The sequence below is a fragment of the Candidatus Levibacter sp. Uisw_134_01 genome (assembly GCF_047717795.1).
Classification (GTDB): domain Bacteria; phylum Pseudomonadota; class Alphaproteobacteria; order Puniceispirillales; family Marisalimonadaceae; genus Marisalimonas.
This window is the reverse complement of the sequence record NZ_CP159808.1, coordinates 937981-954699: the sequence shown is the minus strand read 5'-3', so window position 1 is coordinate 954699 and position 16719 is coordinate 937981. Positions and strand designations below refer to the sequence as shown.

Here is a 16719-nt window from a genome sequence, read left to right as displayed (position 1 = left end):
TGTCACCATAGAAACAGATAACTAAAAAAAACTCAATGAAATCAAGGGAAAGTGTGGTGATCCCTACGAGATTCGAACTCGTATTGCCGCCGTGAAAGGGCGGTGTCCTAACCGTTAGACGAAGGGACCATATTAGAATGTTATTAACTTTAATTTAAATAAAAATCAAGTATCATCTGCATAAATAATATCGTCCAACATCATTTCTAAAGATTTGCTATTATTCCAAGTATCTATGTTTAATCTTCCTAAAAAACTCAAGTTTATATTCTCGTAATTATCAAAAATTTTATTTAAGGGACTATTAAGAATGTTAAACTTTTTAACTTTTAATTTTGTAGACGATCTATCAGTAATATAAAATGATACGTGTTCTTTATTAAATCCAAATTTTCTTAAAGATGATATCTTAGAATTAGGAATAATAAATTTTGGCTCTTCCATGTCAGTTCCCCATGGTCCTAAATCTTCTAACCACTCTGCTAATTCTAAGGTACATGACGAAATAGGAATAACTGATGCAGCAAAATGTTTTACTTTGGGGATTTCCTTATTCATAAGTAAATCTACCTTTTCAATTAGAAAATCACGAAATGTATTAATTTTATCCTGTTTAACCGTAAAACCAGCAGCCATATCATGGCCTCCGCCTGAATGAATAATTTTTAATTTGGAGGCTTCTAAAATTATATCACCTAAAGGGATACCATTAATAGATCTTCCAGAACCTTTACATATCCCATCTTGATTTATAGAAATCACGCATACAGGTCGATTATATAACTCTTTCATTTTACCAGCAACAATACCAATTATTCCTTCATGAAAATCATTACCACTAACTACTATTGCGTTTGGTTTGATATTATTATTAATATTTATAATTTTTTCAATTTGTCCAATGACTGATTTTTCTAATTCAGCAGTTAATAATCTTCTTTTTTTATTTAAATCATCTAATTTACAAGCAATCTCAAGTGATTTAATTTCATCAGTCTCTTTTAAAAGATAAACACCCAACTCACTATTACCTATCCTTCCCCCAGCGTTTATTCTAGGTCCTAAAGAAAAGCCTAATGCCTGAGTGTTAGGTTGATTATTAACTTTGCTTACATCACATAAAGCTCTGATACCTAGGTTTTCTCTTTTTTTCATTACTGATAAACCTTGTTTTACGAAAGCTCTGTTTAAACCTTTTAATGGAACCACATCACATACAGTTCCTAAAGCAACAAGGTCTAAAAATTTAAATAAATCTGGTTCTTCTTTATTTCTAAAAAAACCTTTCCTTCTTAATTCTCTGTTTAAACCAATCAAAAAAATAAAGCTAACACCTGCAGCACATAAATCTTCAAATCCTTTTTTAGTATCAATTCTTTTCGGATTTATAATTGCATATGCTGGCGGTAGGATAGTGTCTGGAATATGATGATCTATAACAATAAGGTCTAAGTTAACCGAACTCATTGCTTTCAAGGGCTCAAAAGAGGAAATTCCACAATCTACAGTTAGAATTAACTCAGCTCCTTTTTCATGCAAACCTTTAAGCGCCCTCTCATTAGGACCATAACCTTCTAAAAATCTATCAGGAATATGAATAAATGTTTTACATCCACAATACTCTAAATAATTTGCCATCAAAGCTGCTGAAGTTGCACCATCAACGTCATAATCACCAAAAATTCCAATGGGTCTAGAGTGAAGTACCTCTTCTGCTAATCTTTTAACGCCCTTTTCTAAATCTTGAAATACAAATGGATCAGGTAATAAGTTCTTTAGTTTAGGAAACAGAAAATCATCAAAATTTTCAAAGTTCATGCCTTTAAATGATAAATGTGGAGAAATATAATTAGGTATTTTGTGTTTTTGATATAAGTAATCAACTAATCTGTGAGTTTCATTATCTAAAGTTAGCAAATACCATTCGGCATCCAAAATAGATGGTTTAGAATTATATAATTTAGTATTATCAAATGTCATAAATTAATTTATTATGAGTATATACTTAAACAAACAGGATCTGAAATTACTCCATCTAACTTATTTATAGATAAAAGCGCCTTATCTAGCATTAATTTACTAGCTTCATGAGTGATTATAACTAATTCAGCAGTTTTATCTTCATGATTAGATTTTTGAATAAAACTTTCAATTGACAATTCGTGATCCCTAAAGATAGAAGTAAGACTTGCAAGCACACCAGATTTATCAATCACATTGAGCCTTAAGTAAAATCTAAATTTTTCAGTATAAGTATTTGTTTTATAATTATTTTTTATTTTGGATGAATTTCTGCCAAAAGACAGTAATTTTGTTCTATTTGCAAAATCAACAATGTCAGCTAGTACAGCAGATGCAGTAGGCTCTCCTCCAGCCCCCGCTCCAGTAATCATAACATTACCAGCCAAACTTGATTGAACTTGAACTGCATTAAGTACTCCAGAAACATTAGACAGCCCGTAATTTTTGGGAATTAACCATGGCTCTACTGAACAGAAGAACTCTTCTTTACTACTTTTATTAAATGAGACTTCTGAATTACCTAGCAATTTAATTTTATATCCTAGTTCTGAACAATATTTAATATCATTTAAAGTAATATTTCTAATGCCTTTTATAGATAAATTATTGATATCTGGCATTTTGCCATAAGCAAGACCTGATAATATAATAGTCTTGTGAGCAGCATCAATTCCATCTATATCAAATGAAGGGTCAGCCTCTGCATATCCTTTTTTTTGAGCATCTACAAGCACCTCATCAAAGTCTTTTTCATTTAATTCCATTTCTGATAAAATATAGTTAGCTGTACCATTTAATATTCCAGTTACTTTTGTGATGTCGTTTACGATTAAACCTTCTCTAATCAACTTTAAAATAGGAATACCACCTGCAACAGAAGCTTCGAAAGAGAAAAATAGGTTATTATCTTCAGCTATCTCAGCAAGCTCTTTTCCATACTTGGCAATTAAAGCTTTATTAGCCGTTATAAGTCCTTTTTTATTGTTGAGTGCTGAAAAACATAAATCCTTGGCAACACCCTCATCACCACCAATTAATTCAACAATAACATCTATGTCAGGAGAATTGGTCATAGAAACTGGGTCATCAAAAAAAGGTATGTTTTCAGTGTCTATCTTTCTTTTTTTATCTTTAGATTTTGCAGAAATACCATGTAACTCAATTTTAAATTGATCGTTTTGTACTCTGAAACCTTTTATCAGTTGATATGCAACCTCTTCGCCTACATTACCAAGTCCTGCAATTCCAATTTTAATGGGCTTCATCATGTAATCCTATTTTAAATAACTATTTAGAACATTTATATATTAATTAATAAACAAAAAAAGGTGTGCAAAGCACACCTTTTAATAAAAAATAATAGCAAAAATTATCTTTTAGAGAATTGAAAGCTTTTCCTTGCCTTTGCTCTTCCGTATTTTTTACGTTCAACCACTCTTGAATCTCTAGTCAACATCCCAGCTACTTTTAAGGGTTTTCTTAAATCGGGCTCAAATAAACTTAAAGCCCTACTCAAGCCATGCCTTACAGCACCAGCCTGTCCTGACAGGCCACCACCTTTAACAGTGGCAATAACATCAAATTGATCTTTTCTTTCTGTTACATCAAATACAAAATTTAATTGCATTTGTAATACAGGTCTAGCAAAATATAGAGGCATATCTTTGCCATTTATTGTTATTTTTCCTGTACCTCTTTTTACCCAAACTCTTGCAGTAGACTCTTTCCTTCTACCAGTTGAATATGATCTACCTAATTTATCAATTTTAGGTTCACGCTCTATCGAAGAACTTTCTTCAGTTTGGTTTAATTTTGATAAATCACTTAAATTATTAATATCTTTGTTTTCTTCAGTCATTACAAAAACCCTTAACTATTTTTTCTATTCATAGATTTAACATCTAGAACTTTTGGAGATTGAGCTTCATGCGGATGTGAATTACCAGCATATAAATGCAGCTGCCTCATAACTTGCCTGCCAAGTGGCCCCCTTGGAATCATTCTCTCTACAGCCTTTTTAAGAACTCTATCAGGGAACCTACCATCTAGTATTTTATCAGCTTTTCTCTCTTTAATTCCTCCAGGGTAGCCTGTGTGCCAGTAATAAGTCTTTTGAGTTCTTTTATTACCTGTTAAAACTACCTTTTCACAGTTGATAACAATTACATTATCTCCACAAGCCATGTGAGGAGTAAAACCAACTTTATGTTTTCCCCTTAACCTATTAGCAATAATAACTGCTAAACGTCCTAAAACTAGTCCTTCAGCGTCAACTACAAACCAATCTTTTGTAATGTCTGAGGGCTTGGCTGTATAAGTACCTTTTAAAGCCATTTAATTTCCTTTTAAATTATATTAAAGTATTTTCTATTTTCTACATTTTTAATGTTGTACAGTCAACATATTTAAATTAAATTAAATCATTTATTTTCAATGACTTAATTAAGTGAGTTCTATAGTACCACATTATAATAAACAAATAAAAAACATAATGTTGATTAATTAAAATATTGTAATTCGTTAAAATATAAGATTAATTATCAAATGCAACAATGAGGGAAAAGAAAACTGATGGAAAGCAATGAAAATTTTAAAAATCTTCTTAAAATAATAACTGATGGAAAAAAGTTAAATCACCAACAAAGTAAATTAGCTTTTGAAATAATCATGAGTGGTAAAGCGACAGATTCACAAATTTCATCATTCTTAACGGCAATTAAAATGCAAGATCACAACCCTATTATGATTGCAGCTGGCGCAGAAATCATGCGTAAAAAGTGTTTAAAAATAACATCTAAGGATAACACAATTGATGTTGTGGGCACTGGTGGAGATAATTTAGGAACTTTAAATATTTCAACAGCAGTTTCATTTGTTCTAGCAGGAACTAACGTCCCAGTTGCAAAACATGGAAATTATTCTGCAACGTCAAAATCTGGAGCTGCGAATGTTTTAAAATCACTTTCGGTTAATATTGACTGTGACATAAATATGGTTGAGAAGTGCCTGCACGAAATTGGAATATGTTTTTTACTAGCTCCTAAACATCATACAGCTATGAAATATGTTGGGAAAATAAGACAAGAAATAGGTATAAGGACAATTTTTAATCTTCTTGGACCACTGTCTAATCCAGCTTTAGTTAAAAAACAGCTACTGGGTGTGTACGATAAAACATTAATTATGCCATTTGCTCAGTCTTTACAAAAGTTAGGATCAACAGATGCTTGGATTGTTCATGGCAGTGATGGATTGGACGAAGTAACTATAACTGGGAAAACTTACTGCGCACAATTAAAAGACGGTGAGATAAATGAATTTTTAATACACCCATCTGACATAAACTTACCAACTGCCAGATTAAATGATATAATAGGAGGAGAACCAGAGGAAAATGCAAAAGAAATTATAACTTTATTAAATGGTAAAAAAAGTGCTTTTAGAGATGTTGTAATACTTAATTCAGCTTCAGCGTTATTAGCGACTGGGAACGCTTCTAATTTAGAAGAAGCGGCAACTAAAGCAATTCAATCTATTGATAATGGTAAAGCTTTAGAAAAACTGAATATGCTAATAAATATGACTAATGATTAGGGCTTAGGATAAATGTTAACAAAATTACAAGAAATTATAAATTATAAAAAAGAAGAGCTTTTATTCAAGAAAGATAAAACAACACAGCAAGAGCTTGAATTTCAAATAGATAAACAAGAAAAACCTAGAGCATTTATTAAAACTTTAGACAAACCTAATCAATTAAATTTGATAGCTGAAATTAAAAAAGCTTCTCCGAGCAAAGGCTTAATCAGAAATGACTTTAATCCAACAGAGCTGGCTGAAAATTATAAAAATGGAACTGCTTCCTGTTTGTCAGTTTTAACTGATGAAAAATATTTTCAAGGTCACGATAAATATATTAAAATGGTAAAAGATAAAGTTAATTTACCAGTATTGAGAAAAGACTTTATAATTGATCCATGGCAAATCAAAGAGTCTCGGGCGTTAGGTGCTGATTGTATCTTATTAATTATGGCAGCTCTTACTATTGATGAGGCTAAATTATTAGAAAATGAAGCTTATAACTATGATATGGACGTATTAGTTGAAACTCATACTTATGAAGAAATAATAATGGCAAATAAATTAAAAACTAGTTTAGTAGGTATAAATAATAGAAACTTAAAAACCATGGAAGTTGATATAAATAATACTATAAATTTAAAGAAACATATAGATACAGATAAACTCATTGTTGCTGAAAGTGGATTAAAAAATCATCAAGATTTAATTATGTTGAAAGAAAATAGTGTTAATATATTTTTAATTGGTGAGAGTTTAATGAAAAAACCAGACGTTACGTCAGCTACTAAAGAAATTTTAGGAGTAAAAAATTGACTGAAAACAAATTAACTCACTTCAATGATGATGGTGAACCAAGTATGGTTGATATTAACCACAAAGAAAATACTGTCAGAGTTGCTAGGGCTACTGGTAAAATTACTATGAAACCAGAAACTCTTAAGAAAATATTAGATATTAAAATCAAAAAAGGCGAAGTACTTAATATTGCTAAACTAGCAGGAATTATGGCTGCAAAAAAAACAGATCAATTAATACCACTATGTCATACTATACCTCTTTCATATGTAAATATGGATTTACAAACTGATAAAAAAAAATCATGCATAAAGGTAATAGCAGAGGCATCCTTAATTGGCAAAACTGGAGTTGAAATGGAAGCATTTACCGCAGTGTCAATCGCACTATTAACTATCTATGATATGTGTAAAGCAGTTGATAGAGGAATGATAATATCAGACATAAAACTTACTCACAAATCAGGAGGAAAATCAGGAGAATTTAATGCCCGCGTCTAAATTAATATCTTTAGATGTAGCCATTAGAAACATTAAATCTAATTTTAAAAAAATTAGCAATGAAGACGTGTTTCTTCAAAACTCCTTAGGTAGATGTCTAGCTAAACCAATTTATAGTAAAATTGATAATCCAAAATATGACGTTTCTTCTATGGACGGCTATGCTATAAATTTTAAAGATTTTACTGAATTAAAATCTGAAAATAACTCTAAAAAAGCTATAAATTTTAAGGTTATTGGTGAATCTTCTGCTGGTAATCCATTCGAAAAAAAAATTAAAAATTTTGAAGCAGTTAGAGTTTTTACTGGAGCAAAAGTACCACGAGGATGTGATGTTGTTATCATTCAGGAAAATGTTCATACTTCAAGCGATCAAAAATATATTTCAACACAATCAAACGTAATAAAATATCAAAATATTAGAAAAAAAGGTTTAGATTTCAAAAAAGGTGAATGTATTTTTAAAATTGGGTCATTAATTAAGTCTAGACATATAGGCTCTATTGCGATGACCGGACAAACGTGGGTAACTGTATCAAGAAAACCAGTTGTTTCAATACTATCTACTGGTAATGAAATTTTAAGAGTAGGAGAACAACTAACAAAAGATCAGATACCAAGTGGAAACAACTTAATGCTAGCTGCAATGGTTACTCAGTTTGGAGGAATACCAAGAATTTTACCTATTGCAGACGACAATGAAGATAGTATTTATAATATTTTAAATAAGGCTCTTGATAGTGACTTAATAGTAACCACTGGTGGAGTTTCTGTTGGTAAATATGATCTTATTCAAAAGGCTTTACAAAATTTTGAAGGTAAAAGTCAAAATGAATTTTGGAAAGTTGCAATGAGACCTGGAAAACCTCTGTTATTTTCTATAGTTGATAATACTCCTCTTATTGGGCTGCCAGGAAACCCTGTATCAAGTGGTGTATGTTCTTTGATTTTCGTAAATGTAGCAATTAGGTCAATGTTGGGTATTACAGAAAAATACCCAATATTTGAAAAAATTACTTTAGATGGCACCCTGCCTGTTAATGATGAAAGAATGGATTTTGTTAGAGCTAAGATTAATATTGAAGATGGAAATCTTTTAGCTACGCCCATAAATAAACAGGATAGTTCAATGATTACACAGTTTTCATATTCTGATTGTTTAATTGTAAGAGATCCTTTTGAAGGCGTTAAAAATAAAGGTGAAATAGTAAAGATATTAAGATTTCCTAACAATATTTAAAAAAACACTTGATGATTTGAATCTTATATGATAGAACAAAATATGAACATAGAGGTTTTAATGCTTACTCTAAAACAAAATCAATTATTAAATTTCATTATTCTACGTATTGAAAAATATGGTGTATCTCCATCATATGAAGAAATGTGTGAGGAATTAGAGTTAAAGTCTAAATCTGGTATCAATAGAATTGTAAAATCTTTAGAAGAAAGAGGTTACATTGAACGTTTAGAAAATAAAGCAAGAGCAATAGCACCTAGGAAACATCCTAACGGACAGACTTATAACAGTGACGTAATTAATTTCAAAGATAAGTTTATTAATAAACACTCACATTCCTTAATTAAAAACCTTAAACCTCAAAAGGATCAAATTCCACTTTTTGGCAAAATTGCTGCAGGAACTCCGATTGAGGCAATATCTAATTATGGAGAATATTTAGATGTCCCCTCCTCATTTTTAACTTCTGAAGATTGTTATGCGCTTTATGTAGAAGGTGATTCAATGATTGATGAAGGTATTTTTGACGGAGATACAGTAATAATTGATAAAAAAACTAATATTAATAACGGTGATATAATTGTAGCTTTAATTGACAATGAAGAGGCTACATTAAAAAAATTTAGAAAAAAAGGTGATAGTATAGCTCTTGAACCAGCCAATAAAAATTATAAAACACAAATTTATGGACCTGATAGAATTGTCATACAAGGTAAAATGAGTGGTCTTATAAGAAGTTATAACTAACTTTTAATTATTAGTCTTTAATTTATTTTAATTCTATGCCAATAGTATTTTTTAACTGTTTTGTGAGTTTTATTTTGAGCGTTATTACCAGATTTGCCCCTTCACCAACAGGCTTTTTACACATAGGTGGCGCAAGGACAGCTATATTTAATTTCTTGTATGCAAAAAAACATCAAGGTAAATATTTAGTTAGAATAGAAGATACTGACTCTAAAAGATCTACTAATGAAGCAGTTCAAGCAATTCACGATGGTCTTAAGTGGCTAAATATTTTTCCTTCAGAGAAAATCATTTATCAATCACAAGAAATTAAATCACATGTTAAAATAGCATATAAACTTTTAGAGAAAGGTTTTGCCTATAAATGTTATTTAAGCTCTGAAGAACTTACACTATTAAGAATAAAAAGCCGGGAAAATGGATTTCCTATTAAGTCACCATGGAGAGAAAATACTAACAATAGCAATGATAAAAACTTTGTTATTAGACTGAAAATGCCCTCTAGCGGCACAACTACAATACGTGATTTAGTTCAAGGTGAAGTGTCTGTTAATAATGAAATACTTGATGACATGGTAATACTTAGATCTGACAAAAGTCCAACATACATGCTTTCATCTGTAGTAGATGATTATAATATGGGAATTACTCATGTTATTAGAGGTGATGATCATTTAAATAATGCTTTTAGACAAATTCAAATTATAAAATTTATGAATTGGCAAGAGCCCTCTTACGCTCATATACCACTTATACATGGAAGCGATGGTTTGAAACTATCAAAAAGACATGGTGCTACTAATATATTTGACTATCATAAAATGGGATACACATCTGAAGCAATGTTCTCCTACTTATTACAGTTAGGTTGGACAGCGCAAAACGAAAATGATTTTGATTTAAAAAAAAATATTAGCGAGTTCTCTATTGAAAAAATTAATAAATCTCCAGCTAGGTTTGATATTCAAAAACTTAATAGTATTAATTCTAAAGTTCTTAGGCAAAAAAATCTTAACGAAGTTTTAGATTTAATAACGCAACATTTTTCTCTCGAGCTTAAAAACATCCAAAAGAAGAGACTAAAAGCTCTATTACCTGAACTGTTAAAAAGAATTAATACATTCATTGAAATTGAGGACGATATAGAATGGATTACTTCTGATGACTTTGTTTGTACTGATATAGATAATCTTTTAATATTGAAAGATAAGATTTTAAATATAAAAGAAATTAGTATTTTATTAAATAAATGTAAATGGACTAAAGATGATATTGATAATTGTCTTAAACAGTATATAATGGATAAGTCTATAAAATTTAAAGATATTGGTCCTGCATTAAGAGTAGCTCTTACTGGTAAAACAAATTCTCCAGATATAGTTACTGTTATATATGAACTAGGTTGTACAATTACTTTAAATCGACTAAATTATACATATTAATTTTATTAAGAAATTTTAAATCATTTATACTTATTAAGGTAATTAACATGTCAAATAATGCAAATTCACAAAAAAACAAGATCGTTTTTGATGGCAAAGAATTAGAATTAAAAACATTATCTGGAACAGTTGGACCCTCTGTATTAGATATAAGATCTCTTTATAGTGATCTAGGCATATTTACTTATGACCCTGGTTATGGATCAACTGGTTCTTGTGAATCAGCAATCACTTACATAGATGGAGAAGAAGGTGTATTGCTTCACAGAGGTTACCCTATTGACCAGTTAGCAGATAATAGTAGTTTTTTAGAAGTTGCTTATTTACTACTTAATGGTGAATTACCAAAAAAAGACGAAAAAACAGAATTTGAAAATGCAATTACTCTTCATACTATGGTTCATGAACAACTTATAAATTTTTACAGAGGTTTTAGGCGTGATGCTCATCCTATGGCTATAATGGTAGGTGTTGTAGGTGCTCTTTCGTCTTTTTATCCAGATTCAACTAACATTAATGACCCATATGAAAGAATGGTCTCTTCTCGTCGCTTAATAGCGAAAATACCTACAATTGCAGCCATGGCCTATAAATATTCACTAGGTCAACCATTTAATTACCCACAAAATGATTTAACATATGCAGAAAATTTTTTACATATGTGCTTTTCTGTACCTGCTGAAAAGTATAAAATTGATCCCATAATATCAAAGGCTATGGATAAAATTTTAATATTGCATGCAGATCATGAGCAGAATGCCTCAACATCAACAGTTAGAATTTCTGGATCCTCTGGAGCCAACCCTTTTGCTTGCATTGCAGCAGGCATAGCTTCTTTATGGGGGCCAGCTCATGGGGGTGCGAATGAAGCAGTTTTAAAAATGTTATCTGAAATAGGAGACGTAAGTAGAATTGGTGAATACGTAAACAAAGCTAAAGATAAAAACGATCCATTTAGATTATTTGGATTTGGCCATAGAGTATATAAAAACTATGACCCAAGAGCTGCTGTGATGAGAGTTTCATGTCATGAGGTTCTCAATTTATTAGGTATAAAAAATGACCCTTTACTAGAAATAGCAATGGAGCTAGAAAAAATAGCACTTAATGATGAATATTTTATTGAGAAAAAACTTTATCCAAATGTAGATTTCTATTCTGGCATCATTCTAAAAGCAATGGGTTTTCCTACTGATATGTTCACGGTACTTTTTGCTGTTGCAAGAACTGTTGGGTGGGTAGCTCAGTGGAATGAAATGATTACAGATCCTGTTCAAAGAATTGGAAGACCTAGACAATTATATACAGGATATCAAAAAAGAGACTTTATAAATTTAGATAAAAGATAGAAATTAATTAAAATTATTAATAATACTCATTATCTGTTCACTAGAATTTTTAGAAAAATTAAATTTTTTTCTACCTTCTTTATATTTCATTCTATCTATAATTTCATTTGATGCTTTTTCAAATAATACTCTTTTAGTTTCTATTTGTTCTATATTTTCAAATAAAATTTGGCTAATATATTTGAATTGACATCTTTCCTGAAATAAAAATGGGACAAGTTGTCTATCAAGCAAGAAGTTCGGGAGTAGTACATTTTTAAAATCAACTAATATTCTACCTATAAATGAACTCAAAAAGTCTGTTTTATATACTGCTATGGTAGGTATTTTAAATAATACAAGTTCCAAAGTAATTGTACCGCTGCACGCAACAGCAATATCAGCGCATTTTAAAATATCATAATTTTTTTTTAAAATTATAACTTTTACATATGTAGTAAGACCAGAAATTTTTATTTTATCAATAATTTTTTTGTACTGTAATTTAGTTGTTGGAATAAACCATTTAATGTTTTTAATGTTTTTAATATTTTTTTTGTTATTTTTAATTAATAAAATAAATTCATCAATTAAATTATTAATTTCTTTATCTCGACTGCCTGGAAATAAAAGACAATTAATATCCTTTTTTTGAATATTATATTTTTTATGTAGATTTTCTAAATTATTATTTTTTTTATTAATACTTAAAAAGTTTTCAATTACAGGGTTTCCTATATACGCACACTTAACATTATATTTATAAAAAATTTCCTCTTCATTTTTAAACAAACAGAATAATCCATCATGCAAATTTCTCCACTTATTTATTCGAGATTGCCCATATGCCCAAATAGTTGGCGGCACGAAATGTATTAAAGGACATTTAAAATCACTTTTCTTAAATAAAGTTTTAAGTTTTTTTGCTAAAGCTAAAGAAAAACCTTTTGTATCAATTGTTATAATTGCATCTGGTTTTTCTTCAAATATATTCTTAATAATAGTATTTTTATAATGATTTAATTTTTTATAATTATAAATAGTATTCATAAAACCAATTATATTAAAATCATTCATCTCGTATAACGATCTTAGACCTTCTTCCTTCATAAGAGATCCACCAATACCAAAAAAAATACTATTTTCCCCTTCTTTCTTTTTTAACCCTCTTATTATAGAGCTACCAATATAATCACCTGATGTTTCTCCTGCTAGAACAAAAAATTTTTTATTAATTTTAAATGTCATAAATTTAATACATCCAGTTAAATAAATCTCTAGACAACATAAATAACAAAATTCTTCGCGTTAATTAGGTTCATAATTTTTTTTAATTCAAAAATTATAGTACCATTAGATGAAACAACTAGAGAGCTAAAATTATTTTCTATACACTTTCTTACAGTTTCAAAACCAACAACTGGAGGGTCTAAATTAATATTTTGATTGATTTTAGGAATTTTTATTAAGACTGGCCCTGGGTGTGTTATTAACTTATTTTTATTTGATAGAGAAGCAGCCCTGTCAATCATACAATCCGTTCCCTCTTGACCTTCTATTGCATAAACTAATTTAGAGCTAACTACAGCAGATTGACCAACATCAAATCTAGAAATTGTATTTAATAAATTAATACCAACTTCAGCACTATCTGAAATATATTTTTGAAAAGAAGGGAGTATTTTCTTTTCTGGATAGAATCCTTTAGGCAATGAACAATCTTTTAAAAATGACGAAAATGGAAGTATGTGAAAACCATGATTTTTAAAAAAATCTTCAATTAAGTTTAAAGCTAAATTATCTCCCAAAGAATTTATTTTACTAATCAAGGTTTCATCATTCTTACTTAATTTTTGAGTTATTACTTTAGGACGATTTATTTTTCCAACCATTATAATATGAGTTATGTTATTAAATTTTAAAACTTCAATCCAACTGTCAGAATTTAATAACGAGACATTGGCAGATTTATTTTTAAAAGATCTAGAATGAGAATGTTCATTAATACATAGTACAAATGCATCTTTGTTTTCTTTAGCTAATTGTATAGGTAAATTACCACCGCCTGCAATTATACATAATTGCATCAAAATTTATCCAATTTAGGATGGACTAAAGGTCGATTTGAGCTTTTTGATAAAAAGCTAAGAATTTCTTTAATAAGTAAATTTTTGCTATAAGTTTCTTTAACCTCGGCTAATCTTTCATTAAATGTTCCTTCAGGCGCAAACAATAAGCGATAAACATTTCTAAGAGTTTTAGTTTCTTCTTTTGAAAAAGATCTACGTTTTAAGCCCACTAAATTTAAACCACTAAGGTGACCTCTACTACCAACTACTGATGTAAAAGGTATGACATCTCCATCAATTGTTGTTCCGGCTCCAATTATGGCGTGTTTACCAATTCGACAAAATTGGTGAATTGCACTTTGCCCCCCTAAATAGACAAAATCTGAAATTATAACATGTCCGCCAATAACGGCATTATTAACAAAAACAACATTATTGCCAACCACACAATCATGAGCAACATGACAACCAACCATAAAAAGACCATTATTGCCAATAATGGTTTTCTTTGTACCTACAAGAGTACCAGGGTGAATTGTGACATGTTCTCTAATAATATTATTATCTCCAATAATTAATTCAGTAATTTCTCCTGAAAACTTTAAATGTTGAGGATTTAAACCAATAACGGAAAATGGATAAATTTCATTATCTATTCCTATTTTGGTGTGACCGTTAATAATAACATGTGAATGAATTACAGTATTCTTGCCAATAATTACATTAGGACCAATAATTGAATAAGCGCCTATTGTAACATTTTGTGCAATTTTAGCTTTTGGATCAATAATAGCCGTAGGGTCAATACTATTACTCATTTAGCTTTGTCCTGATTAACTAGCATTGCTGAAAAATCTGAAGTGGCAACTAAAATATTATTAACAAAAGCTTCACCATTAAATTTGTACAAATGTCTTTTATTAGTAAGTATATTAACTTTAAGATACAAAATACACCCAGGAATTACTGGCTTTCTAAATTTTGCTTTTTCAATACCTGTAAAAAAAACAAGGTTATTTTTAGATAGTTCTTTATCCCCATAAGAAACTAAAGATGCTGCAGTTTGTGCCATGGACTCCAGAATAAAAACTCCTGGCATAACAGGATAAGAAGGAAAATGACCTAAAAAGAAGGGTTCATTATATGTTACTGACTTGATACCAGTCACAGATTTACCCAAGTCTATATCGGTAATTTTATCTATTAGTAAAAAAGGATGCCTGTGAGGAATTAAATCTATTATTTCATTATGTCCCAGTTCTATAGGGTTGCCATCATTGTTTTTAAGTATCATCTTTTTAATTCTTTCTTTTTTTTAATAATTGCTTTTGGGCTATTATAAGCCTTTGCCAGTTCATTAAATCTTGTGCAGGACTTCCACCAATTTTACTATTTTTTGGAAAATCTTTAAAAATTTTGGTAGCTCCTGCAATTATTGAATTTTCTCCAATAGTAATATTATCTTTAATACTTACATCTCCACCCATCATAACATTTTTTTCTAATTTTACAGACCCTGACAAACCCACTTGACCTGCTAGTACACAATAATCTGCTATAACACAATTGTGTCCTATATGAACTTGGTTATCAATCATTACATAATTACCAATTATAGTGTTATCAATTAATCCTCTATCAATAGTACAACATGAACCAATATTTGTACCGTCTCCAATAGTAACTGCTCCAATATGAGGTGTTAAAAATGTATTGCCTGTATCTGGGGTAAATGAAAATCCTAACTTTCCAATAACAGAATTAGGAGCAACATATACATCATCGCCTAATATTGAACACTCAATATAAACACTTGAAGAAATATATGATCTTTTACCAATTTTACAATTAAAAGAAATATTTACTCTTGTTCCTATAAAAACATCATTTTCTATTACAACACCTTCTTCGATATTTGAGTAAGCTCCAATTGAGACATTTTCACCAATAAGAGCTGTCTTATGAACAATTGCGGTTGGATGTATTTGGTTATTTAATTTAGTATTATTCTTTGTAAAATAGATTTCAAGTAATTTTGAGAAACCTAATTTAGGATTTTGATAAGGGATTTTTATAATATTATCATTAATTAGTTTTAAATTTCTCTCTTTAATAATACATACTCCAGAATTAACAGACGTAGAATTATTTTTTTTATTCTCAAAAAAAGATATTGAATTAGGTTTTAAACTTAAAAAAGAGACAAAATCATCAATCTGATATTTTAAAATATTTTTATCAAAGTTTGAGTTGATATTTAAAAAGGTATGATTTGAAACATTGAGATCATTTAAAACATCACATAACAGAACCTTACGTTTCATTTGAAAAAAATGTTTATTCATCAATAAATAGCCTAAAAAGGTTTATCATTTAAAGTGATAGTAATTGACATTGACTTTGTCTTTTTATTAAACAAATCAAGTACTTCATTAGTTAAATCAATGGATGGATCATTAAATAAAAATACATTTTCTTTTAAAAAAACGACATTAATTTCTCTTTTTTTTGACACATCTTTAATGACTTGAGCTAATAAATCTTTTAATTTTTTCTGAAACGTTTGAAAAGAATTGTTTAATATTAATCTATCTTCTTTATATTTTTTTTGAACTTCAAAAACCTCTGATTTAAATAAATTTAATTTATTTTTATAATCTGCGTCTGTAAGTTTATTTTTCCTGCTTAAAATTTTTTTTTCTTCGATTTTAAGTTCTTTCTGTTTAAGTTTTATTTTTTCATTAATTTTCTTTTCATAAAAAATAAATTTATCACCTAAAACTTTGATTGCATTTGATTTTTTTAAAATATACCTAAAGTCAACAATTCCAATTTTATCAATATTAACAGTATTAGAAATCGGAATTGGATAGAAGCTACTTTCTGAATTGTTTATAATGTTAATTATATCAGTATTAACAATCTGATTATTTTCTATAATATTTATAAAATATACAATATTTAAAAATAACATTAAAAACTCTAATCAAACTT

General features: G+C 29.2%; 17 protein-coding genes and 1 tRNA gene. 7 read left to right on the top strand and 11 right to left on the bottom strand.

Annotated elements, in window-relative coordinates; genetic code table 11:
- Positions 1-54 precede the first annotated feature (54 nt).
- From ABXT66_RS05030 to rplM, 5 genes are all read right to left on the bottom strand, one after another.
- A tRNA-Glu gene (locus ABXT66_RS05030) sits at positions 55-129 on the bottom strand.
- Positions 130-165: 36 nt separating this feature from the next.
- Entirely contained in the window at positions 166-1980 is a 1815-nt protein-coding gene (recJ, locus tag ABXT66_RS05025) for a single-stranded-DNA-specific exonuclease RecJ (RefSeq protein ID WP_443644567.1), read from the bottom strand.
- An 11-nt stretch (positions 1981-1991) separates the two neighbouring features.
- Positions 1992-3287: a homoserine dehydrogenase gene (locus ABXT66_RS05020; protein ID WP_443644566.1), complete on the bottom strand. Its 1296-nt coding sequence runs from the start codon at positions 3285-3287 to the stop codon at positions 1992-1994.
- 104 nt (positions 3288-3391) lie between these two features.
- A complete protein-coding gene (gene rpsI, locus ABXT66_RS05015; RefSeq protein WP_443644565.1) occupies positions 3392-3880 on the bottom strand; it encodes a 30S ribosomal protein S9 in 489 nt (162 codons plus the stop codon).
- Positions 3881-3891: 11 nt separating this feature from the next.
- Positions 3892-4356, bottom strand: coding sequence for a 50S ribosomal protein L13 (rplM, locus tag ABXT66_RS05010; protein WP_443644564.1), 465 nt, complete (start codon positions 4354-4356; stop codon positions 3892-3894).
- A gap of 237 nt (positions 4357-4593) precedes the next feature.
- Here rplM and trpD point away from each other — a divergent pair, with 237 nt between their 5' ends.
- From trpD to gltA, 7 genes are all read left to right on the top strand, one after another.
- The gene (trpD, locus tag ABXT66_RS05005; RefSeq protein ID WP_443644563.1) at positions 4594-5616 is read left to right on the top strand and encodes an anthranilate phosphoribosyltransferase; all 1023 of its coding nucleotides are present in this window, start codon (positions 4594-4596) and stop codon (positions 5614-5616) included.
- Between the two features lie 12 nt (positions 5617-5628).
- Positions 5629-6417, top strand: coding sequence for an indole-3-glycerol phosphate synthase TrpC (gene trpC / locus ABXT66_RS05000; RefSeq protein WP_443644562.1), 789 nt, complete (start codon positions 5629-5631; stop codon positions 6415-6417).
- The gene (moaC, locus tag ABXT66_RS04995; RefSeq protein ID WP_443644561.1) at positions 6414-6899 is read left to right on the top strand and encodes a cyclic pyranopterin monophosphate synthase MoaC; all 486 of its coding nucleotides are present in this window, start codon (positions 6414-6416) and stop codon (positions 6897-6899) included. The genes trpC and moaC overlap by 4 nt, the downstream gene beginning before the upstream one ends.
- Positions 6886-8139 carry a molybdopterin molybdotransferase MoeA gene (locus tag ABXT66_RS04990; RefSeq protein WP_443644560.1) on the top strand — a complete coding sequence of 418 codons (1254 nt, stop codon included), beginning with the start codon at positions 6886-6888 and terminating at the stop codon, positions 8137-8139. Before moaC ends, ABXT66_RS04990 begins: the two co-directional genes overlap by 14 nt.
- Positions 8140-8199: 60 nt before the next feature.
- Positions 8200-8886 (top strand): transcriptional repressor LexA, encoded by a 687-nt coding sequence (lexA, locus tag ABXT66_RS04985; protein WP_443644559.1) that lies wholly within the window; start codon positions 8200-8202, stop codon positions 8884-8886.
- A 74-nt stretch (positions 8887-8960) separates the two neighbouring features.
- Positions 8961-10328, top strand: a complete 1368-nt coding sequence (gene gltX, locus ABXT66_RS04980) for a glutamate--tRNA ligase (RefSeq protein ID WP_443644558.1) — start codon at positions 8961-8963, stop codon at positions 10326-10328.
- A gap of 47 nt (positions 10329-10375) precedes the next feature.
- Entirely contained in the window at positions 10376-11677 is a 1302-nt protein-coding gene (gene gltA / locus ABXT66_RS04975; RefSeq protein ID WP_443644557.1) for a citrate synthase, read from the top strand.
- A 3-nt stretch (positions 11678-11680) separates the two neighbouring features.
- Here gltA and lpxB read toward each other — a convergent pair whose 3' ends face one another.
- The 6 genes from lpxB to ABXT66_RS04945 are packed head-to-tail and all read right to left on the bottom strand — an operon-like array spanning position 11681 to position 16699.
- Entirely contained in the window at positions 11681-12904 is a 1224-nt protein-coding gene (gene lpxB, locus ABXT66_RS04970; protein WP_443644556.1) for a lipid-A-disaccharide synthase, read from the bottom strand.
- A gap of 29 nt (positions 12905-12933) precedes the next feature.
- Positions 12934-13743, bottom strand: coding sequence for a UDP-2,3-diacylglucosamine diphosphatase LpxI domain-containing protein (gene lpxI / locus ABXT66_RS04965; RefSeq protein ID WP_443644555.1), 810 nt, complete (start codon positions 13741-13743; stop codon positions 12934-12936).
- Positions 13743-14543: an acyl-ACP--UDP-N-acetylglucosamine O-acyltransferase gene (lpxA, locus tag ABXT66_RS04960; RefSeq protein ID WP_443644554.1), complete on the bottom strand. Its 801-nt coding sequence runs from the start codon at positions 14541-14543 to the stop codon at positions 13743-13745. Before lpxA ends, lpxI begins: the two co-directional genes overlap by 1 nt.
- A complete protein-coding gene (gene fabZ / locus ABXT66_RS04955) occupies positions 14540-15019 on the bottom strand; it encodes a 3-hydroxyacyl-ACP dehydratase FabZ (protein WP_443644553.1) in 480 nt (159 codons plus the stop codon). Before fabZ ends, lpxA begins: the two co-directional genes overlap by 4 nt.
- A gap of 4 nt (positions 15020-15023) precedes the next feature.
- Positions 15024-16070 carry a UDP-3-O-(3-hydroxymyristoyl)glucosamine N-acyltransferase gene (gene lpxD, locus ABXT66_RS04950; RefSeq protein ID WP_443644552.1) on the bottom strand — a complete coding sequence of 349 codons (1047 nt, stop codon included), beginning with the start codon at positions 16068-16070 and terminating at the stop codon, positions 15024-15026.
- A gap of 11 nt (positions 16071-16081) precedes the next feature.
- Positions 16082-16699 (bottom strand): OmpH family outer membrane protein, encoded by a 618-nt coding sequence (locus ABXT66_RS04945; protein WP_443644551.1) that lies wholly within the window; start codon positions 16697-16699, stop codon positions 16082-16084.
- Positions 16700-16719: the final 20 nt, after the last annotated feature.

Excerpts from the sequence above, each read along its gene's own strand:
- recJ (WP_443644567.1), bottom strand. The coding sequence starts at position 1,980 with ATGACATTTGATAATACTAAATTATATAATTCTAAACCATCTATTTTG.
- ABXT66_RS05020 (WP_443644566.1), bottom strand. The coding sequence starts at position 3,287 with ATGAAGCCCATTAAAATTGGAATTGCAGGACTTGGTAATGTAGGCGAA.
- rpsI (WP_443644565.1), bottom strand. The coding sequence starts at position 3,880 with ATGACTGAAGAAAACAAAGATATTAATAATTTAAGTGATTTATCAAAA.
- rplM (WP_443644564.1), bottom strand. The coding sequence starts at position 4,356 with ATGGCTTTAAAAGGTACTTATACAGCCAAGCCCTCAGACATTACAAAA.
- trpD (WP_443644563.1), top strand. The coding sequence starts at position 4,594 with ATGGAAAGCAATGAAAATTTTAAAAATCTTCTTAAAATAATAACTGAT.
- trpC (WP_443644562.1), top strand. The coding sequence starts at position 5,629 with ATGTTAACAAAATTACAAGAAATTATAAATTATAAAAAAGAAGAGCTT.
- ABXT66_RS04990 (WP_443644560.1), top strand. The coding sequence starts at position 6,886 with ATGCCCGCGTCTAAATTAATATCTTTAGATGTAGCCATTAGAAACATT.
- lexA (WP_443644559.1), top strand. The coding sequence starts at position 8,200 with ATGCTTACTCTAAAACAAAATCAATTATTAAATTTCATTATTCTACGT.
- gltA (WP_443644557.1), top strand. The coding sequence starts at position 10,376 with ATGTCAAATAATGCAAATTCACAAAAAAACAAGATCGTTTTTGATGGC.
- lpxB (WP_443644556.1), bottom strand. The coding sequence starts at position 12,904 with ATGACATTTAAAATTAATAAAAAATTTTTTGTTCTAGCAGGAGAAACA.
- lpxI (WP_443644555.1), bottom strand. The coding sequence starts at position 13,743 with ATGCAATTATGTATAATTGCAGGCGGTGGTAATTTACCTATACAATTA.
- lpxA (WP_443644554.1), bottom strand. The coding sequence starts at position 14,543 with ATGAGTAATAGTATTGACCCTACGGCTATTATTGATCCAAAAGCTAAA.
- fabZ (WP_443644553.1), bottom strand. The coding sequence starts at position 15,019 with ATGATACTTAAAAACAATGATGGCAACCCTATAGAACTGGGACATAAT.
- lpxD (WP_443644552.1), bottom strand. The coding sequence starts at position 16,070 with ATGAATAAACATTTTTTTCAAATGAAACGTAAGGTTCTGTTATGTGAT.
- ABXT66_RS04945 (WP_443644551.1), bottom strand. The coding sequence starts at position 16,699 with ATGTTATTTTTAAATATTGTATATTTTATAAATATTATAGAAAATAAT.